General features: G+C 31.0%; 28 protein-coding genes. 22 read left to right on the top strand and 6 right to left on the bottom strand.

The genetic code is table 11. The annotated features are described in order from the left end of the window. Nucleotides 1-345 precede the first annotated feature (345 nt). Nucleotides 346-438 carry a putative holin-like toxin gene (locus NSQ59_RS28050; protein WP_445669250.1) on the bottom strand — a complete coding sequence of 31 codons (93 nt, stop codon included), beginning with the start codon at nucleotides 436-438 and terminating at the stop codon, nucleotides 346-348. A gap of 519 nt (nucleotides 439-957) precedes the next feature. Here NSQ59_RS28050 and yneA point away from each other — a divergent pair. From yneA to NSQ59_RS28055, 9 genes are all read left to right on the top strand, one after another. Next, nucleotides 958-1323: a cell division suppressor protein YneA gene (yneA, locus tag NSQ59_RS27135; protein ID WP_340833235.1), complete on the top strand. Its 366-nt coding sequence runs from the start codon at nucleotides 958-960 to the stop codon at nucleotides 1321-1323. A 41-nt stretch (nucleotides 1324-1364) separates the two neighbouring features. Then, nucleotides 1365-3017, top strand: coding sequence for a DNA cytosine methyltransferase (locus tag NSQ59_RS27140; RefSeq protein ID WP_340833236.1), 1653 nt, complete (start codon nucleotides 1365-1367; stop codon nucleotides 3015-3017). Between the two features lie 241 nt (nucleotides 3018-3258). Continuing rightward, nucleotides 3259-3984 (top strand): hypothetical protein, encoded by a 726-nt coding sequence (locus NSQ59_RS27145; protein WP_340833238.1) that lies wholly within the window; start codon nucleotides 3259-3261, stop codon nucleotides 3982-3984. A gap of 34 nt (nucleotides 3985-4018) precedes the next feature. Continuing rightward, nucleotides 4019-4273, top strand: a complete 255-nt coding sequence (locus NSQ59_RS27150) for a hypothetical protein (RefSeq protein ID WP_340833239.1) — start codon at nucleotides 4019-4021, stop codon at nucleotides 4271-4273. A gap of 33 nt (nucleotides 4274-4306) precedes the next feature. After that, a complete protein-coding gene (locus tag NSQ59_RS27155; protein WP_340833240.1) occupies nucleotides 4307-4951 on the top strand; it encodes a hypothetical protein in 645 nt (214 codons plus the stop codon). Nucleotides 4952-5005: 54 nt separating this feature from the next. Next, on the top strand, nucleotides 5006-5233 hold the full coding sequence (locus NSQ59_RS27160) for a hypothetical protein (RefSeq protein ID WP_340833241.1): 228 nt from the start codon (nucleotides 5006-5008) through the stop codon (nucleotides 5231-5233). 65 nt (nucleotides 5234-5298) lie between these two features. Further along, on the top strand, nucleotides 5299-5763 hold the full coding sequence (locus tag NSQ59_RS27165; protein ID WP_340833242.1) for a hypothetical protein: 465 nt from the start codon (nucleotides 5299-5301) through the stop codon (nucleotides 5761-5763). A gap of 54 nt (nucleotides 5764-5817) precedes the next feature. Continuing rightward, on the top strand, nucleotides 5818-6057 hold the full coding sequence (locus NSQ59_RS27170) for a hypothetical protein (RefSeq protein WP_340833243.1): 240 nt from the start codon (nucleotides 5818-5820) through the stop codon (nucleotides 6055-6057). A gap of 61 nt (nucleotides 6058-6118) precedes the next feature. Beyond that, nucleotides 6119-6295, top strand: coding sequence for a helix-turn-helix transcriptional regulator (locus NSQ59_RS28055; protein ID WP_445669251.1), 177 nt, complete (start codon nucleotides 6119-6121; stop codon nucleotides 6293-6295). Nucleotides 6296-7101: 806 nt separating this feature from the next. Here NSQ59_RS28055 and NSQ59_RS27175 read toward each other — a convergent pair. Continuing rightward, entirely contained in the window at nucleotides 7102-7395 is a 294-nt protein-coding gene (locus tag NSQ59_RS27175) for a hypothetical protein (RefSeq protein ID WP_340833245.1), read from the bottom strand. A gap of 653 nt (nucleotides 7396-8048) precedes the next feature. After that, nucleotides 8049-8609 (bottom strand): recombinase family protein, encoded by a 561-nt coding sequence (locus NSQ59_RS27180; RefSeq protein ID WP_340833246.1) that lies wholly within the window; start codon nucleotides 8607-8609, stop codon nucleotides 8049-8051. 320 nt (nucleotides 8610-8929) lie between these two features. On the opposite strand from NSQ59_RS27180, the gene NSQ59_RS27185 reads away from it, so the two are divergent. Continuing rightward, a complete protein-coding gene (locus tag NSQ59_RS27185; protein WP_340833247.1) occupies nucleotides 8930-9418 on the top strand; it encodes a hypothetical protein in 489 nt (162 codons plus the stop codon). A 522-nt stretch (nucleotides 9419-9940) separates the two neighbouring features. On the opposite strand, the gene NSQ59_RS27190 is transcribed toward NSQ59_RS27185, so the two are convergent. Continuing rightward, the gene (locus tag NSQ59_RS27190) at nucleotides 9941-10525 is read right to left on the bottom strand and encodes a hypothetical protein (protein WP_340833248.1); all 585 of its coding nucleotides are present in this window, start codon (nucleotides 10523-10525) and stop codon (nucleotides 9941-9943) included. Between the two features lie 286 nt (nucleotides 10526-10811). Here NSQ59_RS27190 and NSQ59_RS27195 point away from each other — a divergent pair, with 286 nt between their 5' ends. From NSQ59_RS27195 to NSQ59_RS27250, 12 genes are all read left to right on the top strand, one after another. Beyond that, the gene (locus tag NSQ59_RS27195; RefSeq protein WP_340833249.1) at nucleotides 10812-10991 is read left to right on the top strand and encodes a hypothetical protein; all 180 of its coding nucleotides are present in this window, start codon (nucleotides 10812-10814) and stop codon (nucleotides 10989-10991) included. A 641-nt stretch (nucleotides 10992-11632) separates the two neighbouring features. After that, nucleotides 11633-11827 (top strand): hypothetical protein, encoded by a 195-nt coding sequence (locus tag NSQ59_RS27200; RefSeq protein WP_340833250.1) that lies wholly within the window; start codon nucleotides 11633-11635, stop codon nucleotides 11825-11827. A gap of 203 nt (nucleotides 11828-12030) precedes the next feature. Then, nucleotides 12031-12282: a hypothetical protein gene (locus NSQ59_RS27205; protein WP_340833251.1), complete on the top strand. Its 252-nt coding sequence runs from the start codon at nucleotides 12031-12033 to the stop codon at nucleotides 12280-12282. Then, nucleotides 12279-13007: a hypothetical protein gene (locus NSQ59_RS27210; protein WP_340833253.1), complete on the top strand. Its 729-nt coding sequence runs from the start codon at nucleotides 12279-12281 to the stop codon at nucleotides 13005-13007. Before NSQ59_RS27205 ends, NSQ59_RS27210 begins: the two co-directional genes overlap by 4 nt. Nucleotides 13008-13117: 110 nt before the next feature. After that, complete coding sequence (locus NSQ59_RS27215) at nucleotides 13118-14257, top strand: hypothetical protein (RefSeq protein WP_340833255.1); 1140 nt, start codon at nucleotides 13118-13120, stop codon at nucleotides 14255-14257. Between the two features lie 319 nt (nucleotides 14258-14576). Then, nucleotides 14577-15035 (top strand): hypothetical protein, encoded by a 459-nt coding sequence (locus NSQ59_RS27220; protein WP_340833256.1) that lies wholly within the window; start codon nucleotides 14577-14579, stop codon nucleotides 15033-15035. After that, nucleotides 15004-15660 (top strand): hypothetical protein, encoded by a 657-nt coding sequence (locus NSQ59_RS27225; RefSeq protein ID WP_340833257.1) that lies wholly within the window; start codon nucleotides 15004-15006, stop codon nucleotides 15658-15660. The genes NSQ59_RS27220 and NSQ59_RS27225 overlap by 32 nt, the downstream gene beginning before the upstream one ends. Nucleotides 15661-15865: 205 nt before the next feature. Continuing rightward, nucleotides 15866-16537, top strand: coding sequence for a DUF2786 domain-containing protein (locus tag NSQ59_RS27230; protein WP_340833259.1), 672 nt, complete (start codon nucleotides 15866-15868; stop codon nucleotides 16535-16537). Between the two features lie 16 nt (nucleotides 16538-16553). Next, a complete protein-coding gene (locus NSQ59_RS27235) occupies nucleotides 16554-16832 on the top strand; it encodes a hypothetical protein (RefSeq protein ID WP_340833260.1) in 279 nt (92 codons plus the stop codon). Between the two features lie 60 nt (nucleotides 16833-16892). Beyond that, nucleotides 16893-18071 (top strand): CHC2 zinc finger domain-containing protein, encoded by a 1179-nt coding sequence (locus tag NSQ59_RS27240; protein WP_340833261.1) that lies wholly within the window; start codon nucleotides 16893-16895, stop codon nucleotides 18069-18071. Nucleotides 18072-18256: 185 nt separating this feature from the next. Continuing rightward, nucleotides 18257-18601, top strand: coding sequence for a hypothetical protein (locus NSQ59_RS27245; protein ID WP_340833262.1), 345 nt, complete (start codon nucleotides 18257-18259; stop codon nucleotides 18599-18601). A gap of 31 nt (nucleotides 18602-18632) precedes the next feature. Further along, nucleotides 18633-19076 carry an A24 family peptidase gene (locus NSQ59_RS27250; RefSeq protein WP_340833263.1) on the top strand — a complete coding sequence of 148 codons (444 nt, stop codon included), beginning with the start codon at nucleotides 18633-18635 and terminating at the stop codon, nucleotides 19074-19076. Here NSQ59_RS27250 and NSQ59_RS27255 read toward each other — a convergent pair. Together NSQ59_RS27255 and NSQ59_RS27260 are read right to left on the bottom strand one after the other, a co-directional pair. After that, a complete protein-coding gene (locus tag NSQ59_RS27255) occupies nucleotides 19048-19521 on the bottom strand; it encodes a helix-turn-helix domain-containing protein (protein WP_340833264.1) in 474 nt (157 codons plus the stop codon). The two genes, NSQ59_RS27250 and NSQ59_RS27255, sit on opposite strands and share 29 nt — an antisense overlap. A gap of 91 nt (nucleotides 19522-19612) precedes the next feature. After that, complete coding sequence (locus NSQ59_RS27260) at nucleotides 19613-25423, bottom strand: PKD domain-containing protein (RefSeq protein WP_340833265.1); 5811 nt, start codon at nucleotides 25421-25423, stop codon at nucleotides 19613-19615. Nucleotides 25424-25439: the final 16 nt, after the last annotated feature.

The following is a 25439-nucleotide window of genomic DNA, read 5'->3' on the forward strand; positions in this document are numbered from 1 at the left end:
GTTTTTCATCATTGTGATGACGAAGATGATCTGCTTCCTCGAGGTACGAAAAGAAAATAGGTCACACCATATTTATGAAAGGGAAAAAATCTGTCCCTTTAGAAGAGCATACAGGGATTAAAGTTTTTTCGTAGTACAAAGAAATTATCGAATGGCCGTTATATTAAATACTTTTTATTTCTAGTAAAATTTGTGTATAATGAATAACAAAGGTTAATAAAATAAAAATAAGGCTATAGGGTGCTGGAACACCCTATAACCTTTACAATAGAATCGCCATTAAAGAGTGGCGGTTCGCATACAGAGAGTTGCCACCCTACTGCTGCTAAGCTTGGTCAAGGGTGGCTATTTCTTTTTATTGAATGACAATATAGTTACTACTAAACTTGCAAAGCTTATCATCAAGACAAGACTTTGAAAAATTGTCACATGGATCACCCCCTTTCAAAAACACTGGGGATGAACCGTCCACCCTCGTCAAGCTATTCTATTGTATTACCTATATTATAACATATAATTCAGAGAATAATAATATTTATTTACTATAATTATATTAATAATGCGCTTGCGTTTCTAATATATATTCGCTATAATAATATTATAACCAGTTGGTTGGTAAACTTTTAAATAAGATAGGAGGTTAAAGGGATTATAACGATTCAAAAATCTAGTATACCTGGAAGATAATTTTTGTTTACTTAATATCAAATAGGGGAGATTACAATGAGTTATAAACTGACTATTAAAAAGTGGTATGATGATTCCTTGATGATAAAAAAGAAGGAAAAAAGCAATTTAAAGGTAATAGAATTTAAAGGAATAAAATTTAAGTAGTTTTTCGGTTAAAAAAGATAGTTATTCGCTTTAATTATATGAATTTGAAAATTAGAGATAAAAAGGGCAAATTCGAAATGCCTAATTAAACAATCAACCCAAGGAAAGAAAGGAACATTATTTATGAAAAATGGACAAATTGGACCTCATTTTAAAAAGCAAGTAAGGAATTTAATAAAAAATAATAATTATGTTTTAATGCTTCTAATCATGACAGTACTTTTAAGTATTTTTCTTATATTAAATCTCAGTACAGATGAAAGTCAAAATTACCTTTCTATCAAAGTGAAAGAAGGGGATAGTGTCTGGTCATATGCTGTTACGTATCAAAATGAATCAAAAATGTCTAAACAAGAATTTATTCAGTGGGTGGAAAAAAAGAATAATGTAGATGCTGCTTACATTCAAGCAGGTGATAGTTTAATAATCCCCGTAAAAACAGGATCCATTTTAAGTTCTAAGAACTTGGTTCTAGGTAACAAAAAGTAGTATTTATTTGCTATAAAATTATTGATTGTGAGGTCATACATATGGAAATTTCTTATAAAGTTTTACATTTATTTTGTGGTATAGGTGGAGGGGCAATAGGATTCCAAAATGCTTTTGAAGAATACAGAGGTATAAAAGGAAAATTTGAAACAATTTGCGGCATAGATGTTGATGAAGAAGCTTGCGAGGATTTTAGAAGATTAACAGGATCAAGAGCTGAAAGAATTGACCTTTTTGATAGAGAACAATACTCGTTATTTCATGGCCAAGAACCACCTGAAGATTTTGAGGAAATTACCCCTCTAAAATTAAGGAAAATAGTAAAAGAAATTCCGGATGTGGTTTTTACTAGCCCACCTTGTAAGGGTTTTTCAGGTCTGCTTCCGGAAAAGTCAGCAAAAAGTAGCAAATATCAAGCTCTTAATCGTTTGACTGTCAGAAGTATTAAATTAGTACTTGAAGCATTTAAAGATAATTTACCTTCATTAATCTTATTAGAAAATGTACCTAGAATTACAACTAGGGGAAAGTATTTACTGGAAGAAATTAAACAGCAATTAAGGTTTTATGGATATGCAATTAATGAGGAAAAAGACAATTATCATGATTGTGGTGAAATTGGTGGACTTGCTCAACATAGAAAACGATTTTTACTTATTGCCCGTAATCAGCAGAAATTAAGTTCTTTTGTATACCAACCTCCAAGATATAAAATGAAATCCATTGGTGAAGTAATTGGGCCATTACCATTACCAGGTGATAAAGCGTTTGGAAAGATTCATCAGCTGTCAAATTTGCAATTTAAAACATGGGTTAGATTAGCCTTAATTAAGGCCGGTGGTGATTGGAGGGACTTAGAAAAAATAGAGTGGGAAAAATATCGAATTACTAGTCTTCCTCAATCTGGAACTTCTCATATCGGTGATTGGAATAAATCGTGTGGAACGATTACAGGAGCACCAGGAGTTTCTAGAAGTAATAGTATCACTTGTATTTCTGATCCAAGAACCAAATTTAAGGATGGAACTCACCAAGCTATTTACAGAATCCAAAAATGGGAGGCTCCATGTAAAACCGTAACAGGTGCCTTGGGACCTAATAATGGTGCCCCTTGTATATCGGATCCACGGTTAAATTATCAAAAAGGAAGATACTTAAATAAGTGGCAAATATTAAAATGGGACAGAGCCGCAAACACCATTACAGGTATACAAGATATACAGGCTGGGGCGCAAAGTATTTCAGACCCACGGTTAAGTTGTAAACCTCGTTCCGGTACTATGGGCGTTCAAGCTTGGGACCAACCGAGTAAAACGATTATTGGAGCTAGTGATATTCACGCAGGATCTACAGCGATTGCGGATCCTAGAATCCCTAACGATTTAGAAAGAGACGTTTTTATTATTGTCTCTGAAGATGGGACATGGCATAGACCATTGACTACTTTAGAAATGGCTGTATTACAAGGATTATCGATTTATTTGCCAAATGGAGAACCGTTGAATTTATCTGGTAATAGTGATGCGAGATGGAGAGAGAGAATCGGGAATATGGTACCTCCTGCAGCAGCCCAGGCAATCGGGGAAACCATGTTAAGAACATTGTTGGCAAATGAAAAAGGAGATTGGTTAATGGCTTCTGAAGACATATGGGTAATCCCAAATGATGAAAAACAAGAGATTGGTTTACATTGATTATAGGAGAAGGTTTAGCTTTCTCCTACTTTTAAAAGAAGATATTAAAGGGCGTATTGTTAGATAATAGGAGGTATGATATAATCAAGTCATCCAAATTGAACGAATTTCTTTTTTTGGATTGATTGTTTATATATTTATTTACATCCTGAATGCCGTCTAAGTATTCGGGAATTTTTTTAAAAAGGTATTATATTTATTCGCTATAATTCTATTATCTAATATGAAAAAGGTGTTTTGAATGAAAAGAGTATCTTTTAGTTTTATTCCTGGAAGTTTAGAACAGTATAGAGCGTTAGTCCCTCAATATAGAAGCAGCTATCTTCTACAACATTACTTATTAAACGAATATAGGTTACCTGATATCTTAGAATGTTTACAGGAGAATGTTACAAATGTCGAAGTTGAACCTATTTGGTTAAGCGAAGAATCGATTCAAAAAATTGATCTTTTAGTTGGTGAGGCCCTAAATAAAGGGGTTGTAATTACTAAGTCATCGATAATAAGAGATATAATATCGCAATTGATTTCTAAGTATACAAAGAATCCTATTTCTCCAAGTGAACAAAAGGCTCAAGCCTTTAAAGTTCCTAAAGGTACCAAGCAAACATTAAACAAATTAATTGGCGAAAAAGTTAGGACGTATGAAGTAGCCAATTTTATTATGAATAATTATGTACCATCAAATGAATTTCCATCCATAAGAGGACAAGAAACCGAAGATTTTTTCTTAATGACGGATATTGAAGTGTTTAATAAAATGGACCAATTAGTTGAGGAATACGGTCTTAAAAATGGCCGGACAAAGATTTTTCGTGATGTTATAAAGCAGTTTATTAATTCTTTTGGATCCAATGCATCTGAAAAGAGTAAGCTGCAGCATGAATTGAAAAAAGTAATTTTAGAATACAAAAAAATAGAAGATCCTGAAGTTATTAAAGGTCAAGTGAATGAGTATCTAAAATAACTATTTTCATCTGTTGTTTGAGAGGAGATTCTAAATGGAAACAATTGCGATTGATATAAGTGAAAGTGTATTTAACAAAGATACAGAAGCAATTTTATATGTAACTAAAGATGATGAAGTTGAACCAGCGCAATATATTTTTGCTATTCCTGTTATTACTTTTTCCTGGTGTGCTTATGATGAAAAAGATTTAGAGAGTTTTTTTCCACATAGTATATTGGGTAATAAGGATAAAGAAAATAAGCTGTTAAATGAAATGAAAAAAGCTTTAAATAAATTTAATGTTTAATAAAGGGTTTATTGTAAATAGGTGATTTAAACCATGAAATTAAATAACTTTAGCAAATATATATCTGATGAACAAATTTATGGGATTTTGAAACTTTTCCAAAATAACTTGAACAAAACAAATTTGGTGATAAATGTATTATCAAAAGAAGATGATTATCTAAAACTGAAACTTAGAAGGTCAATTAAGAAAAAACTAGAACATTTTTTAAATAATGAAACAGAAAGCCACGGTGTTTTTTATTATCCTGAAAATCAAATTTTCATTGTTGAAAATAGATTTTATAATGAAAACGATGAATTTTACATTCTATTTACGTATTTACTTTCACATGAAATTAGACACTTTATTCAATCATATGTACTTAAGGATAGATGGCACACCGTTCAAAAAGATTATTTTGTCCCTTCGATAGATGAAAAGGATAAATTACATTGGTGCGAAAAAGATGCTTATTGGTTTTGTGGGGATTTTGTAAACAAAAATATATATGAGATTGCTAGATTAATGCAATTAGATAATATATTTCGCATTCCAGAACATCCTGCAACTTGTGAAATAGATCCTATAACAATATGGCAAGAGTATAGAAAAAATATTTCATGGTTGATTAGATTAAATTTTGTCATTGACGATATTTGGTTCATGAAAAAAAGAAAACAATTGATGTATAAATAAATGAAAAAGTGTTTCGGTTAAGACACATTAAACGAAATAAAGGAGAAGAGCGAAATGAAGAAGTATAAAGTATGTTTACACAAAAAAGATACCCAGGTATTAGAGCGAGATGAACAAGGTAGTTGGTTTTTAGATGGAGTGTTTATTTCTACAGAGCAGGCAATAAACGAACTTGTGGATGCTGTTCAAGACTTAGGCTACTGGTGTCAGGTAGCTAAAAATGTACTACCAACTGAAAATTTTGAAATGGTGCAGGAAGCATACGAACATCACGAAGATTAATGTCGCATTCCGAAGATTAAATGTAAAATAAAACAGGCATTTCATAAAAATATGGAGAGATTCCAATGGATATTAACAATATTGTAAAATCTATTTTAGATGAAAATGTAAATTTAGATTGCCTTGAGGAAGATCTGACTGCTGAGAAATTTTATCATTTAAAGGCTACTGAAAAATTCAACTTAAAATTAAAATGGCTAAAAGAACAGCAAGAACTTAATTTAAAAGGTGAAGATGGACTTAATTACTTCAAGAATAAACTTGATAAATTTGATCTTCCTTTAAAAAGATCAATGATTAAAGTATATATAAATAATAAATATTTTGATAAATTCGAATCGCCAGAAACAATTTCCGAGTCTTTCAACATTACTCCTCAAGAGGTTAAAAGACTATTAAGAAAAAGAAATAAAGAGGAAAACCAATTATTATCATTCTCTAAAGTAAATGAGATTTTAAAAGGAAATGAGTATATAGAAGTAGTAGATTTTCCGGAAAACCAACACGCATTTTCAAGAAAAGAGACATAAGGGGAAATTCAATATGTTTATCATGAACGATTATTTGAAGGAGAGTGAAATTATATGAAAGCAAAGTTATTTGAATTTCTTATTACGGATTTTGAAGAAGTATACGCTGTTATTGATAATGAAAAGCAGCGATTACACATATCTCCTGTAAATTACAGTTATAACATTACTTTAGATATAACAAGGGATTTAAACGAGCAAATTGTTCAGAATACTGAGTATGGAGAAATGGGTTTTAATAAAAGGGTACGTCAAGTTGTAGGAAAAATCATAAAAGAATTGGATCTAGTTTAAATGAATCGAAGCTAAATTTATTATCTAGTCCAGTAAGATTTAAATTGAGAGGAAACCAAAATTGCAAGAATCAATCGGAACGAAATTAAGAATACTGAGATTTTCGAAGAATTTTACTCAAAAAGAAGTTGCTGAGAAGTTGAATATTACAGTAAAAAAGTTAAGTGACTATGAAAACGATAGAATAAAGCCAAATCTTGAGTTAGTAAAAAAATTAATTAAATTATATAGTTGTTAAAATATCTGAAATGTTAAGGTACAAGTATAAACTAAAACATCAAAAAAGATATTCAAATAGGCAGAGGATATCTTTTTTATACCCATATTTGCAACCAAAACGGTATAAATGTATGTAAAAAGTTTAAGGAGGGAATATAATTTGAAAAGAGATAATACCACCATTAATGTAAGGGAAAATAATTTTTCTATAGGGTTCATTAATGCATTTTTATTATCAATTCCTTTATGGATCTCCGTATTCGGATGGATAAAACTTTTAAAAGAAATATTTTAAAAATACAACATGGATTAGACCAAATAAAGAAGCTTAAGGGAATAGATTAAAATATAATAATCACATTTATATACCATTTATCATGAAAATCAAAGTTAATTTCGCCACAGGACGATTCTCAAGCATGACATGGGAAATAGATTGAACTAAAATCGTAGGTGTAACTGGTAGATAACGCTGATTAAGGAATTTATCATATGCAGGGGCATTAACTTAGTGCTAATAAAAGATAAATTTTGAAAGTTCATTTGTAAGGTGAATAAATCTCCTTTTTTTGATTTAAAATGATATTAAGTATTATTCCCCAAAAAGTGTGTAACCAAAATTGTATTTTTTAAGCGTTTTGTATTGTCTCCACTTCGGAAGTTTGCTATTCTTAACTTGTCTACGGCAAGTATTTAGACATTTAGAAGATAAAAATGAATCATTTTTTGAATCATTTTTTTGAATCAAAAAGCATAGAATAAATATGAAAAACACCCCTGCTGCAACAGGAGTGTTGTAATTGTTAATTATCACTGCACTGATAATTAATGATTGGATTTTAGGTGTTCAACCAATTCGTCTATGAAATTAAAAAATTTCATCTTAATTCCAGATTGCGTAGTCTGGAATTTTTTCTTTATCCAAGGACTTACAAGCATTAAGAGAGACAACGTTCCACATATTACAGCAACTTTTAGCGATTGACACCCCATTAAAAAATGAGTAATCTCAGGTACTGTCATACTGTTGAAATCCTCGCTTTGTAATGAAAAGTAAAATTCCACTAAAGCACCACCAAAGAACGTTTGAACAATCCACATAATTAACCTTTTTAACATGTTATCACCCCCTCCGAAGTGAAGGTGTCCATGACTATTAAATTTGTAGGAGGTCTTTTACACTTACTATTCAGTTGTTTTACATTCAAAATAGCGTCACCTTTTCCTTTCCGAGCCAATGCGACTCTATTTATCTATGAAAACAGGGTTTTTGGCACCTGGAACGCCCTAATCAGTAACTACCATAATTTAATTTAGAAGCCGAATCTGTAGAATGAATCATTACTGTATTATTATATGCATTTAGTACATATGTAATTCTAGTTATAGATTATGCAAAACAACTAGATATATTGCATCCTTTTTTCTAATGTTACAGAACGAATGTTCTTTAGTGTTTAATAGACTGTTAGTTCCTCGTTTTTGGTATCTTCCTATATCTTTAATTATATTATAGGGATATGTAAATACATAGAACAGGGGAAAAACGTTCTAGCTTGTCTTACCTTTTTTCACTTTTAAATATTTTACACAGCATTTCTACATATTATAATACTTAATTACAAATATAAATTAATTTCTAGCAATACATATTAATATTTCCCATATCAACAGATTATAGCAATTAGTATCCATAATTTCATTCTTTTAATCTATCATTTTATTTTTTTGTAATTTTGAACACAACAAAAAAGACTGCCAATTGGACAGCCCTACATATCAATTTTCTTTTTTGTAGCAGCCCTATACAGAGTGCTTTTTGAAATACCTGTCATTTCTTCAACTTGTTTATATGAATGATCCTTTTTTAATTTCAGAGCAGTTTCTATTTGTTTCTTTCCGAACTTTTTCGGTCTACCTTCTCTAAAATCATCCTTTTGTTTTGCTATAGCCTTTCCTTCCTGAGTGCGTTCAACAATCATATCTCTTTCAAATTCTGCAAAAGCACTCATAATAGTAAAAATCAATCTTCCTGTAGGTGTATTTTCAACTAAACCAATATTCAAGATATGTACTTTTACTTCTTGTTGGAATAAATCTCTAATTACTTTAATGGCATCCATAGCTGAACGTGCAAAACGATCCAACTTTGTAACTACAATTGTGTCGTCCTTTTTTACAATTGAAAGAAGTTTTGAAAATTCAGGTCTATCTTTTTTAGTACCTGTGTATTTTTCGGAAAAGATTTTTTCACAACCTTCTTTTTTTAACATTTGAATTTGGGCTTCTAAATCTTGTCCAATCGTGGACACCCTAGCGTATCCATATTTCACCAAAAACACCCTTTTTTTTCTTATTTTTAATCCGATTTATGGAACTAAGTTATGAACAAAGCTAATACCTTGATTCTATCAGTCTCGGAAAAGCGTGTCAAAACTTTTAAGTTATGATACTAGTTAATGTTTAAGAATTTTCCTAATTAAGGTTTATTTCGCTTTAGAAGGATAAATAAAATGGAGTAAATTTTAACTGTAAAAAAATCATAATTTTATAGATTTTAGGGAAAGTTGCGGAGATTTTAACATTTAGATATGATTATCTTAAAGCGTTTTCTTGTTGCAAGTTAATGAAATAGTAATGGAGGTTAACAAGAATGAGCGATTTATCAATGGTGAGGGATTTTTTTATAATAAAAGAAGCATTTGAAAATGGTGATTTTAGTTTGCAGACAATATCAGACCTAATAGTAACAATTAGAACGTATAGAAATAAACTTACAAGTGAACAGGCAGTTTTGCTATTAGATATACCACTAAATGTATTAGAAAATGATGTAGAGCTAAAAGACAATGGGTTATGGCAAAAATCTAATAGAGACTACTTTTCAGGCAATATGAATGTTCATGATTCTGATTATATAAAAGAATTAAAAGAGAGAATTACCTTAGCAAGTTTTGGTTTGAAGGATATCTATGATCTTACAAAATATGTACAAGGTAATTTTAAAGTATTATCAGGTGTAGATTTCCTGTTGCGAAATGCAGAAGTAACAATAAGAGATGATGTAAAATTGAAAACATATAGCACTTTTAATAATAGTGGAAAAGCATTCGCTTTCTATATTGAACGCGCTTTTTTATAATATTACACATAAATTTAACGTAATATTGTAGATTTGAAAGAAAGTTGTACTGTTGTAGCTTTATAAAAAAGTTTGATCATTCAAGAAATAATGTAATATTGCGAGTATCAGTGATTTTAAACGCTTATTTAATTTATATGAATCGTTAAGTTATAACTCTGATTATTGGCCAGATTATCCTGCTTATACTTCTAATACGACTTTTTATTTTCCAAAAAGCAAAATCAACTTTAATAAAAAGGCACAAGTTATATATTCTTATCCAACAAGGAAGTATTCTATTATTTATATTTTAGATTTTAGCAAATTAAAATAATCAATCTAATTGGGGTAGTATAAGGATAATGTGATTTTTACAACCAGATTTTTCCTGACTCTACCCTTTATAGCGCAATATATCCCCTCAAATTAATGCAAAATAACACCTAAAGTGACAAACTCTTTGTCAGTTTTATATTGTAATTTGCGTAATAGCGAAAAAAAATAAAGCCCAGATTACCAGGCTTTTTATATCTAAAATACTTAAGAAGTTAGGTAGCATTTTTTACATTTTGTTTTCCATCTGTTTTCAGCATTTAACCATCTTTTTTTATGGCAAGAAGGACAGGTAACTCTTACTTTATGTAATTCCCATTTTAACTTTCCTCCATTAAAGATATACTTTTCATTTTCATTTGAAGGATCAGGGAATTTTTTTATTCCTTCATCAATAATGCATTCTTGACAATAAAGTTTATTATCGAATTTAATTAGTTTTACAAATTTAATTCCCTTCAGTTCCCCATCTGTTACACCACAAGAACTGCAAACAAGTCCATTTAACTTATTTTGATGAAGTTTAATATTATTTTTACATATGTATTCATTATAATCATCATAGTAACGAACATCTGGAATACCCTTTGAACAACTATAGCAGATTAAATCCTTTGTTCCAGATGGATAGGTAAATTCATAACCTGATCTGCCTTTTTTATCCGTCTTAAGTTCAGCATTACCAATAACTTTTAAAGCATTTTTGAATCCACAATGTGGGCATATTACACTAAAATGGTCTGTTCTACAATCCTTACAATCACATGGTCTACCCCAATCACAATTTGGCATAAAGTATCATCTTCCCCCCATAATATTCCTTCTTTTAAGATAACATGTTAATAGATTCGGAAAAATACCTTTTTTTACATGGAACTTAATATTTCAAAACCAATCTTAAAGATCACGCAAAATATAGGTGGATTTGTTAACTCATGGTTATTTTTATCTCTAAATTTTGTAAATTTTTTAGCATTTTTGCAATAAAAACGGTATAATTATACCTAAACGTATTTAAGTTTGATTAGCCCAGATATTTAAATGTAAAACCTTGAAAGCGAAAGAGGGAGGTATATAAATGGAAAATGGAGAGTTCAAGGAAACAAAATTTAAAGAGAAACTTGAAGAACATGATTTTTATACTGGCACTTTAGGAAGAGGAAGGGGATATAGATCATTATTTCAGAAGGCAATCTTTAATTATAATAATCCTGCAGCTGAAAGTAAGAACCAGTATGTGCAGAAATTTATGAAATAAAAGAGAAGTGCCCTAAGACACTTCCCAATTGAAGGTGCTTGAGTGCAAAATCAAGCATAATCCATTATATGCAAATATTGTAAGGGAGTTCGTTGAAATTACATTTTAGACGTCTTCTCAGTATTAAATACCTGATTTTAAAGGGAAGAACCTTCCCCTTTATACCAATCTAATGTGCTATTACATGTGTGTTATTGCTAGATCAATTCACGACTATTTACTTCAGACAAAAGCAACATTAATAGAGTTATAGTTTCTTGGTTAATACTATTATCATTAGATGCTGCATATCTAAGAATACTCCTATACATGTTGATAACAACTATATCTGGAAATTCTTTGATAAGTTCAATAGTATCCAAATTTCGAAGCCCCCCTTCCTACGGGGAAGATTCTCCGATATTTATTATAAAGTTTTTATGAAGATATTAGAGGTAGAGGTAGAAACGACAATAGAACCATTAAGTGACAAAACCGAATGTTAGGGGGGGGTTATATTGACTAAAGAAATTATGGATATTTCATTATTTGTTGTTTTATTTGTTGCTTTTGTTACGACTGGGTTAATAGGTTTTATGATTGGTACTAAGGAAAAAATGTAGATAAGAATCTTTATACGAATTAATTAGGAGGAAAATAAAATGTCAAAAACAGTTAATCAAGCAATTTTACTTTGTGTGGAAGAAAATCATGAAGTTGAAGGATTATTCGTAGAAGAAGGACGTAATTATGTTATTCGTCAGGATAATTACGGTCAATTCATTGAAGACAATAACGGCGAAGACCATTATTTAAGCGATTTTGACTGGCAAAGTATTTTTACTTTAATCAACTGATATTAATGCCGAATTACGAGGAGGAGGATTATTAAATGTTAAAAGATAGAGATTTATTAAAAGCAATAGGGTATGACGAAAAAATATTGAATACTATGACAGATGAAGATTGTGAAGCAGAAGTTATTGAAATACAAACTGGAGGTCACGAATGAATCATTAAACGTAACAACCAAATTTAAAATAAATGGAGGAATAAATTTATGAGAACAATTGAAAAACAACGCTTTTTAGATGTTCTAAATACGGTAGAAGTTTCTAGTGAAATTTATAAAGGTGTATTTATTGGGATGGGCCAAAACGAACAATTCAAAGCAGTAAATATTTTAGAGCCAGCCTATTATTCTCAAGAAAATAAAAACACATTAATAATTGGCGAAACAGGGAAAGGAATGAGTTTTTCGTTATCAAGGCATGAATTGAAAGAAACGAAGGATGTGAACTTACATATATGAATAAACCTTTTAATTATTATCCTTTTGAAAAAGAATCTTATAAACAATATGGAAAGGTATCAAAAGAAAAAGTAATTCAACTTATTTATAAAGAAGGAATTAGTATAAAAAGGTCTTTTGAGTATTCAGTAAAAAAGACTTGGGCTTATCAAAGAATAACAGTTTTAAATACTCATAAAGTAAAAATCCATCATACAATCATCATTCCCACTTTTACTGATGATTCGGATATTGAACAAGCTATCACACTTGCGCATGAGTTGGGGCATTATTACGTTTATCAAAATGCTGGAAATACCAAAATGTCTTTTTTGGATGCAGGTTTTAAAATAACAACATACATCAATGAAAAACTTGCATGGAAAAAGGCAAAAGAGATATTAGAAAAGGAAGGAATTATTAAAGAAAATGGAAATGAACTGCAACATAAAGCGTTTCAAGATTTTGTTCTAATAAAGAAGAAAAGTTTAAAAAGCTATGGTAATCCGTTGGTATCCTTTTCTAGTGGAATTATAAATACCGTGCTTATGTCGTTTCGATATTTATTTTTATCCTATCTACTGGTTGGCATTTTGTTTGTTTTTAAAAGCAATAATGTTCCGGTTCCATTTTTTCATGATATTAGTTTGGAACATTTTAATTCCTATGTATTAGCACTTTTCTCTTTGTCGCTTTTGGGATTAGCTCTAAGAATGTTTTTGGGCTTTATATTCAAAAATAAATAATCTTTATAATAATAACAAACTATTCTATTGAAAAAACCTGTAAAACTATAATTCTAATTTACAAATTCGAAAAATCAATTAAAAAAGTAAATTATTCACTGGAGGAAAAAATGAAAAAAACAAAGTATATCATTATAGCTGTTTTAACAGCATCACTTACAATTTTACCCGTTTTATCTAATGAGTCATTCGCAGCTACTAATAAAGTAGTTACACAAAAACCAAGTCCTGAAAAGAACGCAGAAACTGCTGTTAAGTCTTTAGAAATTCAGAGTAAAAAATTGAATAGTAATATACAAGCTGCTTCGAAGAATTTTTCATCTATTAATTCTAAGACTTTGGCCAATACCAAAAGCGCATTTACAAAAACTAATAAACTGGTTAAAGGATTAAAAAGAGGAACTGTAAAAACTAAATTAACCAATAGAGTGAAGAAGGTTAGTATAATTATTGAAAATGCAAATAAATTTAATGCAGCTAAATTGGCTGGGGGACGAATCAATCAAGGTAAGAATGACTTTGTTCAATATTTTGATAGTAGTGATTTATCTTATTCATCAAAGTATCTGAATGAATTAAAATCCATCTTATCAAAGGAAGTAAAATATTTTAATCAGCTGGATCCATCACTAAGAGCAACATTTAATAAAAAATATTATGATCCAGCATATGCTTATGTATTAAAGTACCAAAATGAAGTTGATATATCCCTTATAATTGATGATTTTAATTCGGAGTATTATAATCCTTCCTCATTTGATAAGCTGAGAAAACAATATAAATGGATTAAGGATGCTATAAATAAGCTTCCTGATACAAAGATGAAAACAGATTTAAAAAAACGTTTTAATGATATTATTGGCATTCCAGAAAAATCACTCTATCAAAATTTTGTTGATTCACCAGATACCAAGTTAAGGGTTTCGCTAAATAGCTTATATATTGGGAATACAGGAAACGGGAAAAAGTATTCTATGTCTTATGTTGAAGAAAATGATACTTTTGATGAACTGCAATCTGGCCAGTTTAAAGTCTATTTTAGCGATGGGACTTCAAAGATAATTAACAATGATAAAAGTACTTTCATTTCTGCAGGACAAACCAAGGAATATACTTTAAGTTTTGAAACTAACAATCCTAATACAGAAGCGACTCTTCTCGAATATGGAATAGGTTTAAATGAAAAAGAACCGGTTACAATTCGGACATTAATATGGAATATTCAAGCTGTCGAACCAGTTGAATATTAGAAACAAATAAAATAAGCTCCTATGCCGGAGCTTATTTTATTTTTACTTTAACCAGTTTGGAACCAGTGTTCTTCGATACTTTCTTAGCTAACTTTGTGAAATTTACAGCTGCATTTTTCGATATATTATTCTTTTTCATTCCCCTTCACCCCGACAAATTATTTATATTTCCATCTTGGCCAATAAGATTTATTTTTAAACATATTAATAGTTATACACTCCCCCACTACCTCATATATTTATAGAAAAGTGGAAAAGAGGAATTTTATCTCTAAGGTATTTACGATATTTTTTAATCGAAGTGGGGGAGAGGGGACTAATGGAAAATTTAAATCCAATTTTTGAAATGAAAATTCCGAAAAAAATTTCTGAAAAAACTAAACCTCGTAAGACACGAAATGACAAAAAACATCCTATAAAATTTCCTGTTAATGAAAATATCCAAATGAAGTTTAGACAGTCTTTAATTAGATTCAAACGAATTTATCCTCACGTACAAATGACACAGACAGTTTATAATACATTACTTCTTTCCTATGCTTTATCTAATGAATCAATAATCAATTGGACAATGCCATATAAAGGGTCCAAGCTTTACATGACAACCAAGATATTAGAAGAAGTTTATAGACAAACAATTGGGGGAGAAAATGGATTAACTATTCGAAAAGGATTAACAGATAGTAAAGTAGCGTATTATTTAACGGTTTCAGCTCTGCTATATATTGAAAAAAGGGGGTTATACAGTGAAATCTTACAGCAAGCTAAATATTATTAAGAGAAAACTTAATGAAGGGAAAAAAAGCCTCCTAGATTACTTTTTGGAACCTAAATATGGCTATTTAGATATAGAAGTTCCTCATTATGATTATTTAAGAGGAAACGTGTTATTAAGTGATATCAAAGTCATTGCAAAAGACTTTCCGGCAATACAAATAAATGAATTAATCGATCTTTTATATGTTCAATTTTTATACCAGGTAAGAAAAGGGAAGAAGATACAGGGGGATGGAATGGATTTAAACGAACTTGGACTTGTATTGCTTTCTAAAATAAATTTTTTAAATCTGGAAGGTGTACAAGCCTATAGGAAAGTAAAAAAGCTTACTGCAGTTTCACAAAATCTTTTTATGCTGCAGGAACAAAATGAAGTAGAGGAAACAAATGAAAAAAAAGAAAAAGTGGCCATCATTACAATAAGAATGAAATTATCTGAAATTTATCGAGGCGAAATTTTATTAAATGACCTATACAATGTAAATAACGAGATAAATCTAAGTGTAGAACAACTTATCTCATTATTGTATATAGATTTTATAAGACAAGTAGAAAAGAATGGGAATAGCGAAAAAGTAATTCAGTCAATTATAGATTCCTTTGAATCGTATAGCAACTATTTGTAAATTGGAGTGAGATCATAAATATCTCACTTCTTTTGTTGTTGTTTTCAGTTTAAAATATTCTAAAAACGATTGAAAATTAAATATTTATTTGCTATAATTATATTATCGTAAGGAGGTGTAAGAATGAAAAAGAATCAGCTTTTAAAAACAAAGAATAGTCCTTCAGTCATTAGTTTTAAAATCAAAATAAGGAGGAGGGGGGCCTTTGACAGAATCAATTAAATCTACCATTCAAAAGCTGCTTGCTTTGGCCAAAGATGCTAATGATGAAGAATCCCACACAGCAATGCTGAAAGCAAGAAAATTAATGATGAAGCATAGCATTCAAGAATCTGAACTTGGAATGAATGAAAGAGAAGCCAATAAAGTAGTTGTTAACGAAAAAATATATCGCAATCGGCTTGTATGGTGGCATCGAAAACTGGCGCAAGTTATCGCTAAAAATTTTAGGTGTAGTTACTATAGGAATACTATAGATCAATACCAGGCTGAAATTAGATTTGTAGGATTGGAGGATGATGTTGTAATTGCATCGATGATTTATAACTTTGCAAGAGCATCTATTCATTACCATTCAAAAACTTTTCTATTACGCCCTGAAATTAAACGGAAATGGAAAAGAAAGCACCAGTTTAAAAACGATTATATAGAAGGTTATTTATCTGGATTAGATAGAAAATTTCAAGATCAAACAAAATGCGAATCTTTGGAGCTTGCAATCGTTCAAGATGCATTAGTGGTCCAATATTATAATTCATTATCGCTAACAACTAAAAATATTCAGACACCTAAAAGAGCTGGCGATGATGTAGCATTTTTCCTTGGGTTTAAAGATGGGAAACGTTTTGAAAGTGGCAGAGAAATGCTTGAATCTTAAAAAGGAGTGAGTAAGTTTGAATTTTGAACAGGCTAAGGAAACGATGAAAAATGGAGTGCCTATTCAGAGTTTAGTTTCAAAGACAGTTTATCAAATATCAAAAGATAATCTAATTGCGGAAGGAATACCTGTCCCATTTGATTACTTAACTGAAGAAGAAGTTAATGGGAAATGGATGGAAGTAAGGCTCATAGATACAATGGAAGAATATGAAGCTCTATCCGAAAACGACAAAAAGATGATTCTTACTGAAGCCTTTGTCCAATATGAATTTAATTTAAAATATGGACGTTAATGTAACCTTTATTCCTGATTGATACCAGGAGTTAGCATATAAAGAGTAGAGGTGAATAGGATGCCTTTTTATCCTAGAGAAGTTATTGAAGAGATTAATGAGCAAGTCTTAATAATCGAGCTAGTAAAAAAGCTGGGTATTGCTATTAGGGGAAGTGGTAAATCCATTTCATTTCTTTGTCCTAAATGTAATGGCGATTGGGATAATAGTAGAATACATGCTCAAAAGAATTACTTTAAATGTTATCGATGTGAGGCTTTAGGCGATAAATTTCAAGGGAAAGCAATTAATTTTGTACAAGGATATTTAGGATATTCTTTAACTGAATCAGTTGAATATTTATCAAATCTTTTTAGTTTAAATGTTTCATCGATAACTGGATATTCTGAAGAAGATGAAAAGAGATTTTTACTATATAAAGATGTAATAGAGTTTTATCAATCGCAGCTGCATACAAGTACATATTTACAAAATAGAGGCGTATCTATGGATGTACTTCAAAAGGTAAATGCGGGCTTCGCACCTGGAGGAACTTTATTAAGAGATCATCTTATCACAAAAGGTTTTACAGATGAAATACTAAAAAAGTATAGATTAATTACTTCTAAAGGCTTAGATATGATGTTTAATAGGGCGGTACTTCCAATCTATAAATATGGAAAGCCAATTGATTTCTATACTAGAGATACCTCTAATCAAGCATATAGAAAACATTTATATATGCACGGGGAGAAAATAATTTATGGCCATGATTATGTTAAAGAACACCAGGAATATTTAGATATTTATGAAGCTCCTATTAATCAGTTGGTAGCATGGTCCAATGGCTTTCCAATAGGAATTGCGATTGGAGGATGTACTAAATTTGGTTTACATCATATCCGATATATTCAAAGAAAGAGTCCTAAAAAAGTGAGGTTAATTTTCGATCCTGATAGGAATGGACAAGGCCAATTAGGAGCATTTCATGCAAGTAAGCTGTTATCTGACCATAATATCGAGCATGAAGTGGTATTGCTGCCATTAGAAGAGGATCCTGCAGACCTTTTATTAAAAGAGAACGGAAGACAAAGATATGAAGAATGTTTGAAAATGGCTCTCCCTGGGAACCAATATCAAGCTCATTTCTTACTAAAAGACATATCAATCGGAGATATAAAAATGCATTTGCAATGGAGGGAAAATAGGTGCTCGACTTCACAGAATACGATATATTCAACTTTATTTTCGTTATCTTAGTAGTAATTGCGTTAATTTGCTTTCTAGGTGCTCTTTATTCACTTATTAAAATGAATAAACGAATCTTTATATGGATTTTTTTAATGGTGATAGCGATATTTTTAATAATAATTGAAATAAAATGGACCGGTTATAATTTTCTAATGGATTTCATTCAAAATTATATAGGCTAGGAGGTCAAAACGATGATTTATAGAGGAAATAACTATAGAAAAACTAAAAGAGTCATTTTAGTAATCTTACTCCTGCAAACTTTATTTTTCTTTTGTAGCTCTGCGTTTCTTTTTATGAATGTATTTAATGTAAAAGAAGGTACGATTGAAAGTTACCAAAGATTAGATGATCAAAAAAAACTATTTAAAATGCCGCAGGCTTGGATTTTAAACGGTCCTTGGAATCTAGTTGTTTTGCATAATATAAAAAGTTCTCAAGAAAAGATCATAAAACAAGGAATTAAAAAAGGTGACAAAGTGCAGCCGTTTTGGATTTCTATAGAAAAATATTATGAAGAAAAAAATAAAACAAAGTAATTTAAAATAGGTCAAAGAGGGAATCTGAAATATGAACTATGTTCTCATTTTACTCTTAATAGTTGTGCTAGCCATTTCTAGTTATACAGATATTAAGAATGGTTTAATTCTAAATAAAATAATGTACCCGTCTCTAATAATTACAGCATTAATCAGGCTGATTGATCATCCATTGGGCCTAATCTATTATTTACTTTTAGGATTGCTGCCAGCACTTAGTTTATTTGTCATTGCAATCTCAAAAAGAAATAGCGTTGGTGGTGGAGATATTAAATTAATGGCCTTAATAGGCATAGTATTAGGCTTTGTAGGAGCTATATTGGTCTTCGCTTATGCAATGATTTCAGGATTAATTTGGTCACTTATTAGTAAAGTATTTTGTAAAAAAATATCTAATGAAATAAGAATGGCACCACATTTTACAATTGGTACCATGGTTCATTTATTTATAATTGGAATTTATACGGCTCATTAGTTACTATAGAAATTTTTTTCTCTAAATCATCGTCAATAGATAGTCCTAGTAATTTAATTAAAAAAATAATCGGTATCATGTACTTCCGGCCAATTTGATAGGCTGGAAGTTCTTTTTGCTTTATTCGAGAATGGATAGTACGGGGCCTTAATTTTAATCCATTTAAAGCAAGAAATTCTGAAGCTTCATTTGAATCTAGAAATTGTCTACTAACTGGCCTTTTTTTATCCTGGTACTTATTGTATTCAGGAATATTAAAATCAAATACTTTGCTGTTATTTAATAGGTTTTCAAAGTCCTTATAATAAAAAACTTTTACAGGACGATTAGTTTTAGGATGGTCTTTCGATATTTTAAAAGGGATATCTAAATGATGAATAGTATCTTTATTTAACCCTGTTATGGTAGTTAGTTCATTTACAAAATAAAATTCCTTAATTTTCATCAATGTAACCCCGCAAATTCAAAATAGGAAAATATCTAAAAAAAGTGTAACCTAGTTTATCCTAGGTCACACTCAATTATTTTAGCAAATCTTACCCCTTATTGCTATATCCAACTTTTTTGTTATAAAGAATATGATCTAATATTTGGATGTTATATATATCTTTTTGTGTTGCTCCGTTTTTAAACGTTGTTTCTACAATAACTTGGTAAGTGCCGTCAGGAATCATTATCCAAGGCTTTTTCCAGGCTGTAATTTCCCAATTAACATTATCATTACTTTTTAGTTCAAATACACCTTTAAAATCCGGAAATACATTAGTAGGATCATCTAGGAAGTATTCAGGAACTTCTTTTAGAGCTTTTGGAAAATCAAATGTTGCTGTAACTTTTATAGCACTTTTGCTTGTATTAGCTGTAACTACAAAGGGTTCTCCGGCTAAGAATGTTCCTAAATCCCTATTTCGTTCATTATAGTAATTGGTCCATTTATTTGTATGGCTAATATTACTTGATGTAAAGTTTCCAATGTTAACAGTAACTGTTTTTGTCACTTCATCTGAAGCTCCAAATGGATCCGTTACTTTTAATTTTACTTCGTATTCACCTTCTGTTGTCATTTTCTTAGTAGCATCATATGCACTAGAAAACTTACTAAAAGGATCTGAAGAACCTTTCTTTCTAATCGACCATTCTGCAGTTAGGTTGTCTCCATTTACATCATAAGAAGTATTTTCAAAAGATATGTTTTCATCAACTTCTACAGTATCGGGATGAGGAATAAAGTCTGCAACTGGTGGCTGATTAATATTTGTTGCATCCAGTGTTTTTATTACTTCATTAGAAGCCCCTTGAAAGTCATACACTGTTTGTTTAACTTCATAAATCTTACGTTTTAAAGGAGAAGGTGGTAATCCATCTTGCCATATGCCATCACCATCTTTTTCTCTCCATTTATATTCAAGGTATCTAATTCCACCACCATATCCGATATCTACTGATTGTTTATCTAAATCATATGCTTTATTTTTTATAGAATAGGTTCCATCTAAAGAGTTGAAATTAAATAAAAAGTTAGCAATAGGTTTCCGATGAACAAATATTGTCCAATTATCAATTTCCTTTGACCACATCCTATAATTATCAAAACGGTCATCATCGTTTACCGGATTATCTCTTTCAGCATGTATAACTTGATAAGAACCTGTCTGATAAAATTGTTCTACTGGTTTATCTTGATTTTCATTATTTTTATTATATTTGCCAATTGGATTCTCAAATGCATTAGGATCGTGTACATATCTCCATCGTTCACCTGTGTTTTCATTAATGGTGTATTTTGGATCGTTCTCACTGTCGTGGTAATAAGTATAGTAAGAAATCTTATCACCAAGTGTTACATATACTTCATTTTTACCTGCTTCATCTAATACACGTTCAACAATATAATTAGCCATATTGGTTAATGCAATATCAAATTCACTAGTATCAAAAAATGTTCCTTTATCTTTGTTCGAGTGAATTAATTGACTAAAGGTTTCTTGATTATTTGTTGTACCTAAACCAATAAAGTCTACATCATTTTTGGTGAGCTCATTAGAAATTGTATTATTCACACTACTGTTAATAACATTGTCATCTAAATATGAAACAAATGTTAAATCCTCACTGTAGTTAATTTTAAATGGCTGCGAATCATTTTCTTTTCTATAAATATTAAAGTCTGCCGGTAATCCTCCACCCATTGCTTCATATGAATTAGTTGGTAATGGTCCTGCATCCTCTATCGTTTTACTGTTATATTTGCCATTAGTATCTATATAATGTACATACCATCTTACATTATCGGATGTTTTCTTTGCTATTACATAATAATCATATTTAGAGTAATCCAAAAACGGCAGGGATCCATAATACCCGGATGGAGCTAAGTAAGACTGTGTGTATACGTATCCACTTGGGGGCTGAAGATCTCTCCAAGTTGGTGGTGCAGTTCCATTATTACCTTCTGTTTGGACTTTTTTTATAGATAAGTTTAGATTAATGTTTTTTTCAGCGAGAGTAGGTTTAATGATCGAATTAATTTTGGATTCAAGTTCATTAATTCCTGTGACTTTATCAGTTTTTCCAATACTAATTTGTAAATTAATATCTGTCGCATTAATCCTTTTTATTATATAATCAGACATTTGTTGAATAGCGTTGTCAATATTCGTGTTATCGATGTACTGACCTTTTTTTTGATTACTATTAATTATTGATTCTAATTGTGATTTATTTATGTCGTTCCCCATACCAATAAAGTTTTCTTTAGTATCCTGGAGTCTATTATTAATCAGTTGAATACCTTCATTAGATAAAGCCTTATCCTCAATTAAGGCATTAAAGTTATAATCATCTTTATCCGGCTTTGGTAAATCATAAGAATACTTTTTTGGAAATACAATTTCATATACATCATGAGAGGCTTCTCCTATAGAATTTGCCCCTCTTGTTACTATAATTCTATTATCTTCTGTTAATGAAAAATTTCCTCCTGTAATGGGGAGATTCGGACCTTCAACAATTGTATTTTTATTTGGATCTAATAGCCAAGTTCTACTCCCGTTTTTGCTAGTTAGAAAAACAGTTCCATCTTCTAAAGTAGCTAAATAAAAGGTCCCAATATAAAAATTAGTATCATCTACATATTTTTGTGGAATTGGAACTTTTGTCCATGTATCATTTGATGGGTCATAGATTAAATAATTATTCCCTAAATCAGGATAACCTTTATCCGGATATATTCCTCCGCCCCATAATAGAACCTTTCCATTTTTTAAAGTTGTTGCGGATCTAAAACCACCATAGTGAGCAGTTGATGTTGAAGTAATCTTTTTCGTAGCTGTATCATAAAGCAAAGCATCCTTATTCCAATTGCCTTTATTATCTGTACCGAAACCAATGAACACTCTTCCGTCGTTCAATTGAGTTAAAGCTGATGAACCTCTTGAACCTATTGAAATTGGTTCGGTGGACCAAGTATCTGATTTAATGTCATAAATTCTTACAGCAGATTCAGTATATTGAAGTTCCTGGTGGGCGCCGTCACTGTTAGCCATCCATCCCCCTACTGAGAATAAGTTTTTATTTTTTAATTGTAGTATATTTGTTAAAACTAAATGATAGTAACCACTAGAATCTTTATATGCAGGCTTTGAGGACGTTTCTTTCCCGTTCGTTAAATCGGTTAAAGTTAGCATTCCATTATAATCACCTAAATAACTAATTAAATGGTTTGAATCTAAGGAAAATTGTCGTCCTCCAAAATAATATCCGTTAGCATAATTGTAACGCATAGTTGGAAAAGTATTCAGCTTATGGACTTCTCCAGTTTGTAATATTTGTTGGTCATTAACAGACACATTGTTTATATTAAGGTTTAAGTCGATGTTTTCATCAGATAGTGCGGGTTTCAAGCTTTGATTTATTTTACTTTGAACTATCTGAGAATTGTATTTGGAACCACCAACACCAATATTTAAATTAACTGTTTTTCGTTTTCCTACTTGAAAAGATACATTTGGAGCAAGGTTCTTCACTTCAACAATCTTTTCTTCTAATCGTTTTTTATCGGTATTTCCCTTTTGATAGTCACTATCATTCACAAACTCGGGTATGGTTTCTTGGGCAAACTGTTCCACAACATCTAATTCTATTAGATATTTTCCTACATGATTTACGCCAAAGGTTACATCCTCTAGGTTTGTGTCATCGATAATTTGCCAAGTTTCATCCTCGAAATTTCCATCGTTATTACTATCAAACTTATATTTCCAAATTCGCTGACCAATTAAATCATAATCAGGAGAATATGAATTATCGGTTAGCTTAATAGATGCTTGAGTATTATTTACATTATCTCTATAGATCGTTGTAACCGTGGAAAAATCAGCAATTGGTTTTTCATCCTCATTGATGTGTATAGTACGTTCATAAGTATCGGAATATCCTGCAGTATTAGTAACAGATAATGTAATGGTATAATCGCCCTGTTTTTTGAACAGCGAGTCAATTACTTTATCAGCATTGGCCGTAAGATTTCCTTTATATCTAACATATTGTTGATTTGAAGGATCTTTTGCTTTTATTTCCCAATATGACTTACTCCAATCAACTGGATAAAGATAAGGTGTATCTGTAGCATCTGTTAACGTTACTTTTCTATTTTCTTTTAATGTTCCAGTTACAATAAAATTTGCATTGGGATACGGGGGTGTAACTTCAATATTATGAATGTCACTTCCTGTTGCTCCTTTATCATCTGTAACTGTAGTGGTAACTGAGTAGTCACCTTCTACCGGATAAATAATACATCCAGAACTACCAGAAATAGACCCCGTTGCTCCTGGGGTGTTCCAGGACTGAGATTCAATAGTTCCATCGGGATCTTGAGAAGTAGAATTTAAACAAACATTATCCCCTGCCCTAACAGTATCAGGACCATAGATTGTGACAGTTGGTGGTTCATTAGCCGGCTCAGGGTTTTCGGGTTCTGGTGGCTCTGTTGGTGTGGGATCCACTCCTGGCGGATAAACAATTGTTCTTACGGTAGCAGATGATGAAATTACATTCCCATCATTTAAGTACGCTTTAGCCTGGACTTTAAAAGTCTGAGTGTATTCGTTTTTTCCAATTTTTGATTTCGGAATTGTAAAATTAAAAACGTTAGATTGAGAAAGCTTTTTAGCGGAGCTTCCCGTAAACTCTTTCACAACATCGGTTTTATCTTCTTCTTTTCTAGCAAGTAATTGGTATTTTGTGATTTTACTTGTATCTTCTAATCCTTTTAAAGTTCCGGTTGCAGTAACTTTAACTGGAACATCTGTAACAGTTTGTCCTTTATCAAACTTTTTTGTTCCTGGATCAGTAGTACCTTTTGCGCTCATTGTGGGCTGTGTTGCTTTTTTTACAACTAATGTAATTTTCTTAAAAACTTTTTTAGATTCATTGTCATTAAATTTAGTTTTTAATGATACGGTTCCCTCAAGAGTAAGATTGTAAGTTCCAGCATCATAGTTATCTCGTGTTAGATCGAAACTATCTTTTAGTTTTGTTGTAGACTGCCCTGAAGTTTTGGAGCTGTTATTTTTATAAGCTGCTTTTAACTCTGTAATATGTGAATATTGCATGTAACCTGAGATTTTAGCGTTTGCAGTAACAGTATAATTAACAGTAACTTTATCATCTGTACTTTCTATTGTATAAGTATCCTTATTCGTATCAAATGAACCATCAACTATAGCATCATTCGCTCCGGCTAAAGGAGGTACAACGAAGGTAGCGTAGTATATTTTTCCGTTGCTTCCCCTATTTTTAGTATAAACTGCTCCACTCCCACGCCATGTAGGAGAAACCTCTACTTTTACTTTACTTTCGCTTCCGATATCTTTGTAAAAGAGTGGCTTGCTTGCTGTAGCCCCATTTCCGGTCCAAGGACTGCTTTTTATATGTTTTTCAACACTTGCATCCAAACCCGACCAACTTTTTTCAGCACCATCAACACTTATATAGTTCCAGTTTTTCGGGTGAGTTCCACTAGAATCATCATTAGGAAAACAAGCATTTGTAACATCCTTTACTTTTCTATCGTATCCTAAATATTCGTACTCACTATCGTTTTTACATAAACTACCGTTTTTGTGTCGGCCATGTTGAGATCCCCAAACAATAACGTTGTAATTTTTATAGGTAGTCCAATTGGCTTTTTTTCCATCTGGCAAAGTAACGGGATAACCTAGCATTTTTATATACTCATAAAAATCATCTTGATTATCAGGGTAAGCAAAAGCTGACTTTGGCATGATCAAAGAAGACATTAATAATACGACCATGAACACAATGAATATTTTCTTTGTTTTCAAATTTCATCCAACCCCT

This window comes from Margalitia sp. FSL K6-0131 (assembly GCF_038008735.1).
Lineage (GTDB): Bacteria > Bacillota > Bacilli > Bacillales > Bacillaceae_C > Margalitia > Margalitia shackletonii.

Coding starts and splice junctions, on each gene's coding strand:
- NSQ59_RS27195 (WP_340833249.1), top strand. CDS start 10,812: ATGGAAAATGGAGAGTTCAAGGAAACAAAATTTAAAGAGAAACTTGAA.
- NSQ59_RS27160 (WP_340833241.1), top strand. CDS start 5,006: ATGAAGAAGTATAAAGTATGTTTACACAAAAAAGATACCCAGGTATTA.
- NSQ59_RS27140 (WP_340833236.1), top strand. CDS start 1,365: ATGGAAATTTCTTATAAAGTTTTACATTTATTTTGTGGTATAGGTGGA.
- NSQ59_RS27155 (WP_340833240.1), top strand. CDS start 4,307: ATGAAATTAAATAACTTTAGCAAATATATATCTGATGAACAAATTTAT.
- yneA (WP_340833235.1), top strand. CDS start 958: ATGAAAAATGGACAAATTGGACCTCATTTTAAAAAGCAAGTAAGGAAT.
- NSQ59_RS27165 (WP_340833242.1), top strand. CDS start 5,299: ATGGATATTAACAATATTGTAAAATCTATTTTAGATGAAAATGTAAAT.
- NSQ59_RS27215 (WP_340833255.1), top strand. CDS start 13,118: ATGAAAAAAACAAAGTATATCATTATAGCTGTTTTAACAGCATCACTT.
- NSQ59_RS27175 (WP_340833245.1), bottom strand. CDS start 7,395: ATGTTAAAAAGGTTAATTATGTGGATTGTTCAAACGTTCTTTGGTGGT.
- NSQ59_RS27200 (WP_340833250.1), top strand. CDS start 11,633: ATGTCAAAAACAGTTAATCAAGCAATTTTACTTTGTGTGGAAGAAAAT.
- NSQ59_RS27190 (WP_340833248.1), bottom strand. CDS start 10,525: ATGCCAAATTGTGATTGGGGTAGACCATGTGATTGTAAGGATTGTAGA.
- NSQ59_RS27205 (WP_340833251.1), top strand. CDS start 12,031: ATGAGAACAATTGAAAAACAACGCTTTTTAGATGTTCTAAATACGGTA.
- NSQ59_RS27250 (WP_340833263.1), top strand. CDS start 18,633: ATGAACTATGTTCTCATTTTACTCTTAATAGTTGTGCTAGCCATTTCT.
- NSQ59_RS27150 (WP_340833239.1), top strand. CDS start 4,019: ATGGAAACAATTGCGATTGATATAAGTGAAAGTGTATTTAACAAAGAT.
- NSQ59_RS27145 (WP_340833238.1), top strand. CDS start 3,259: ATGAAAAGAGTATCTTTTAGTTTTATTCCTGGAAGTTTAGAACAGTAT.
- NSQ59_RS27255 (WP_340833264.1), bottom strand. CDS start 19,521: ATGAAAATTAAGGAATTTTATTTTGTAAATGAACTAACTACCATAACA.
- NSQ59_RS27240 (WP_340833261.1), top strand. CDS start 16,893: ATGCCTTTTTATCCTAGAGAAGTTATTGAAGAGATTAATGAGCAAGTC.
- NSQ59_RS27220 (WP_340833256.1), top strand. CDS start 14,577: ATGGAAAATTTAAATCCAATTTTTGAAATGAAAATTCCGAAAAAAATT.
- NSQ59_RS27245 (WP_340833262.1), top strand. CDS start 18,257: ATGATTTATAGAGGAAATAACTATAGAAAAACTAAAAGAGTCATTTTA.
- NSQ59_RS27210 (WP_340833253.1), top strand. CDS start 12,279: ATGAATAAACCTTTTAATTATTATCCTTTTGAAAAAGAATCTTATAAA.
- NSQ59_RS27185 (WP_340833247.1), top strand. CDS start 8,930: ATGAGCGATTTATCAATGGTGAGGGATTTTTTTATAATAAAAGAAGCA.
- NSQ59_RS27170 (WP_340833243.1), top strand. CDS start 5,818: ATGAAAGCAAAGTTATTTGAATTTCTTATTACGGATTTTGAAGAAGTA.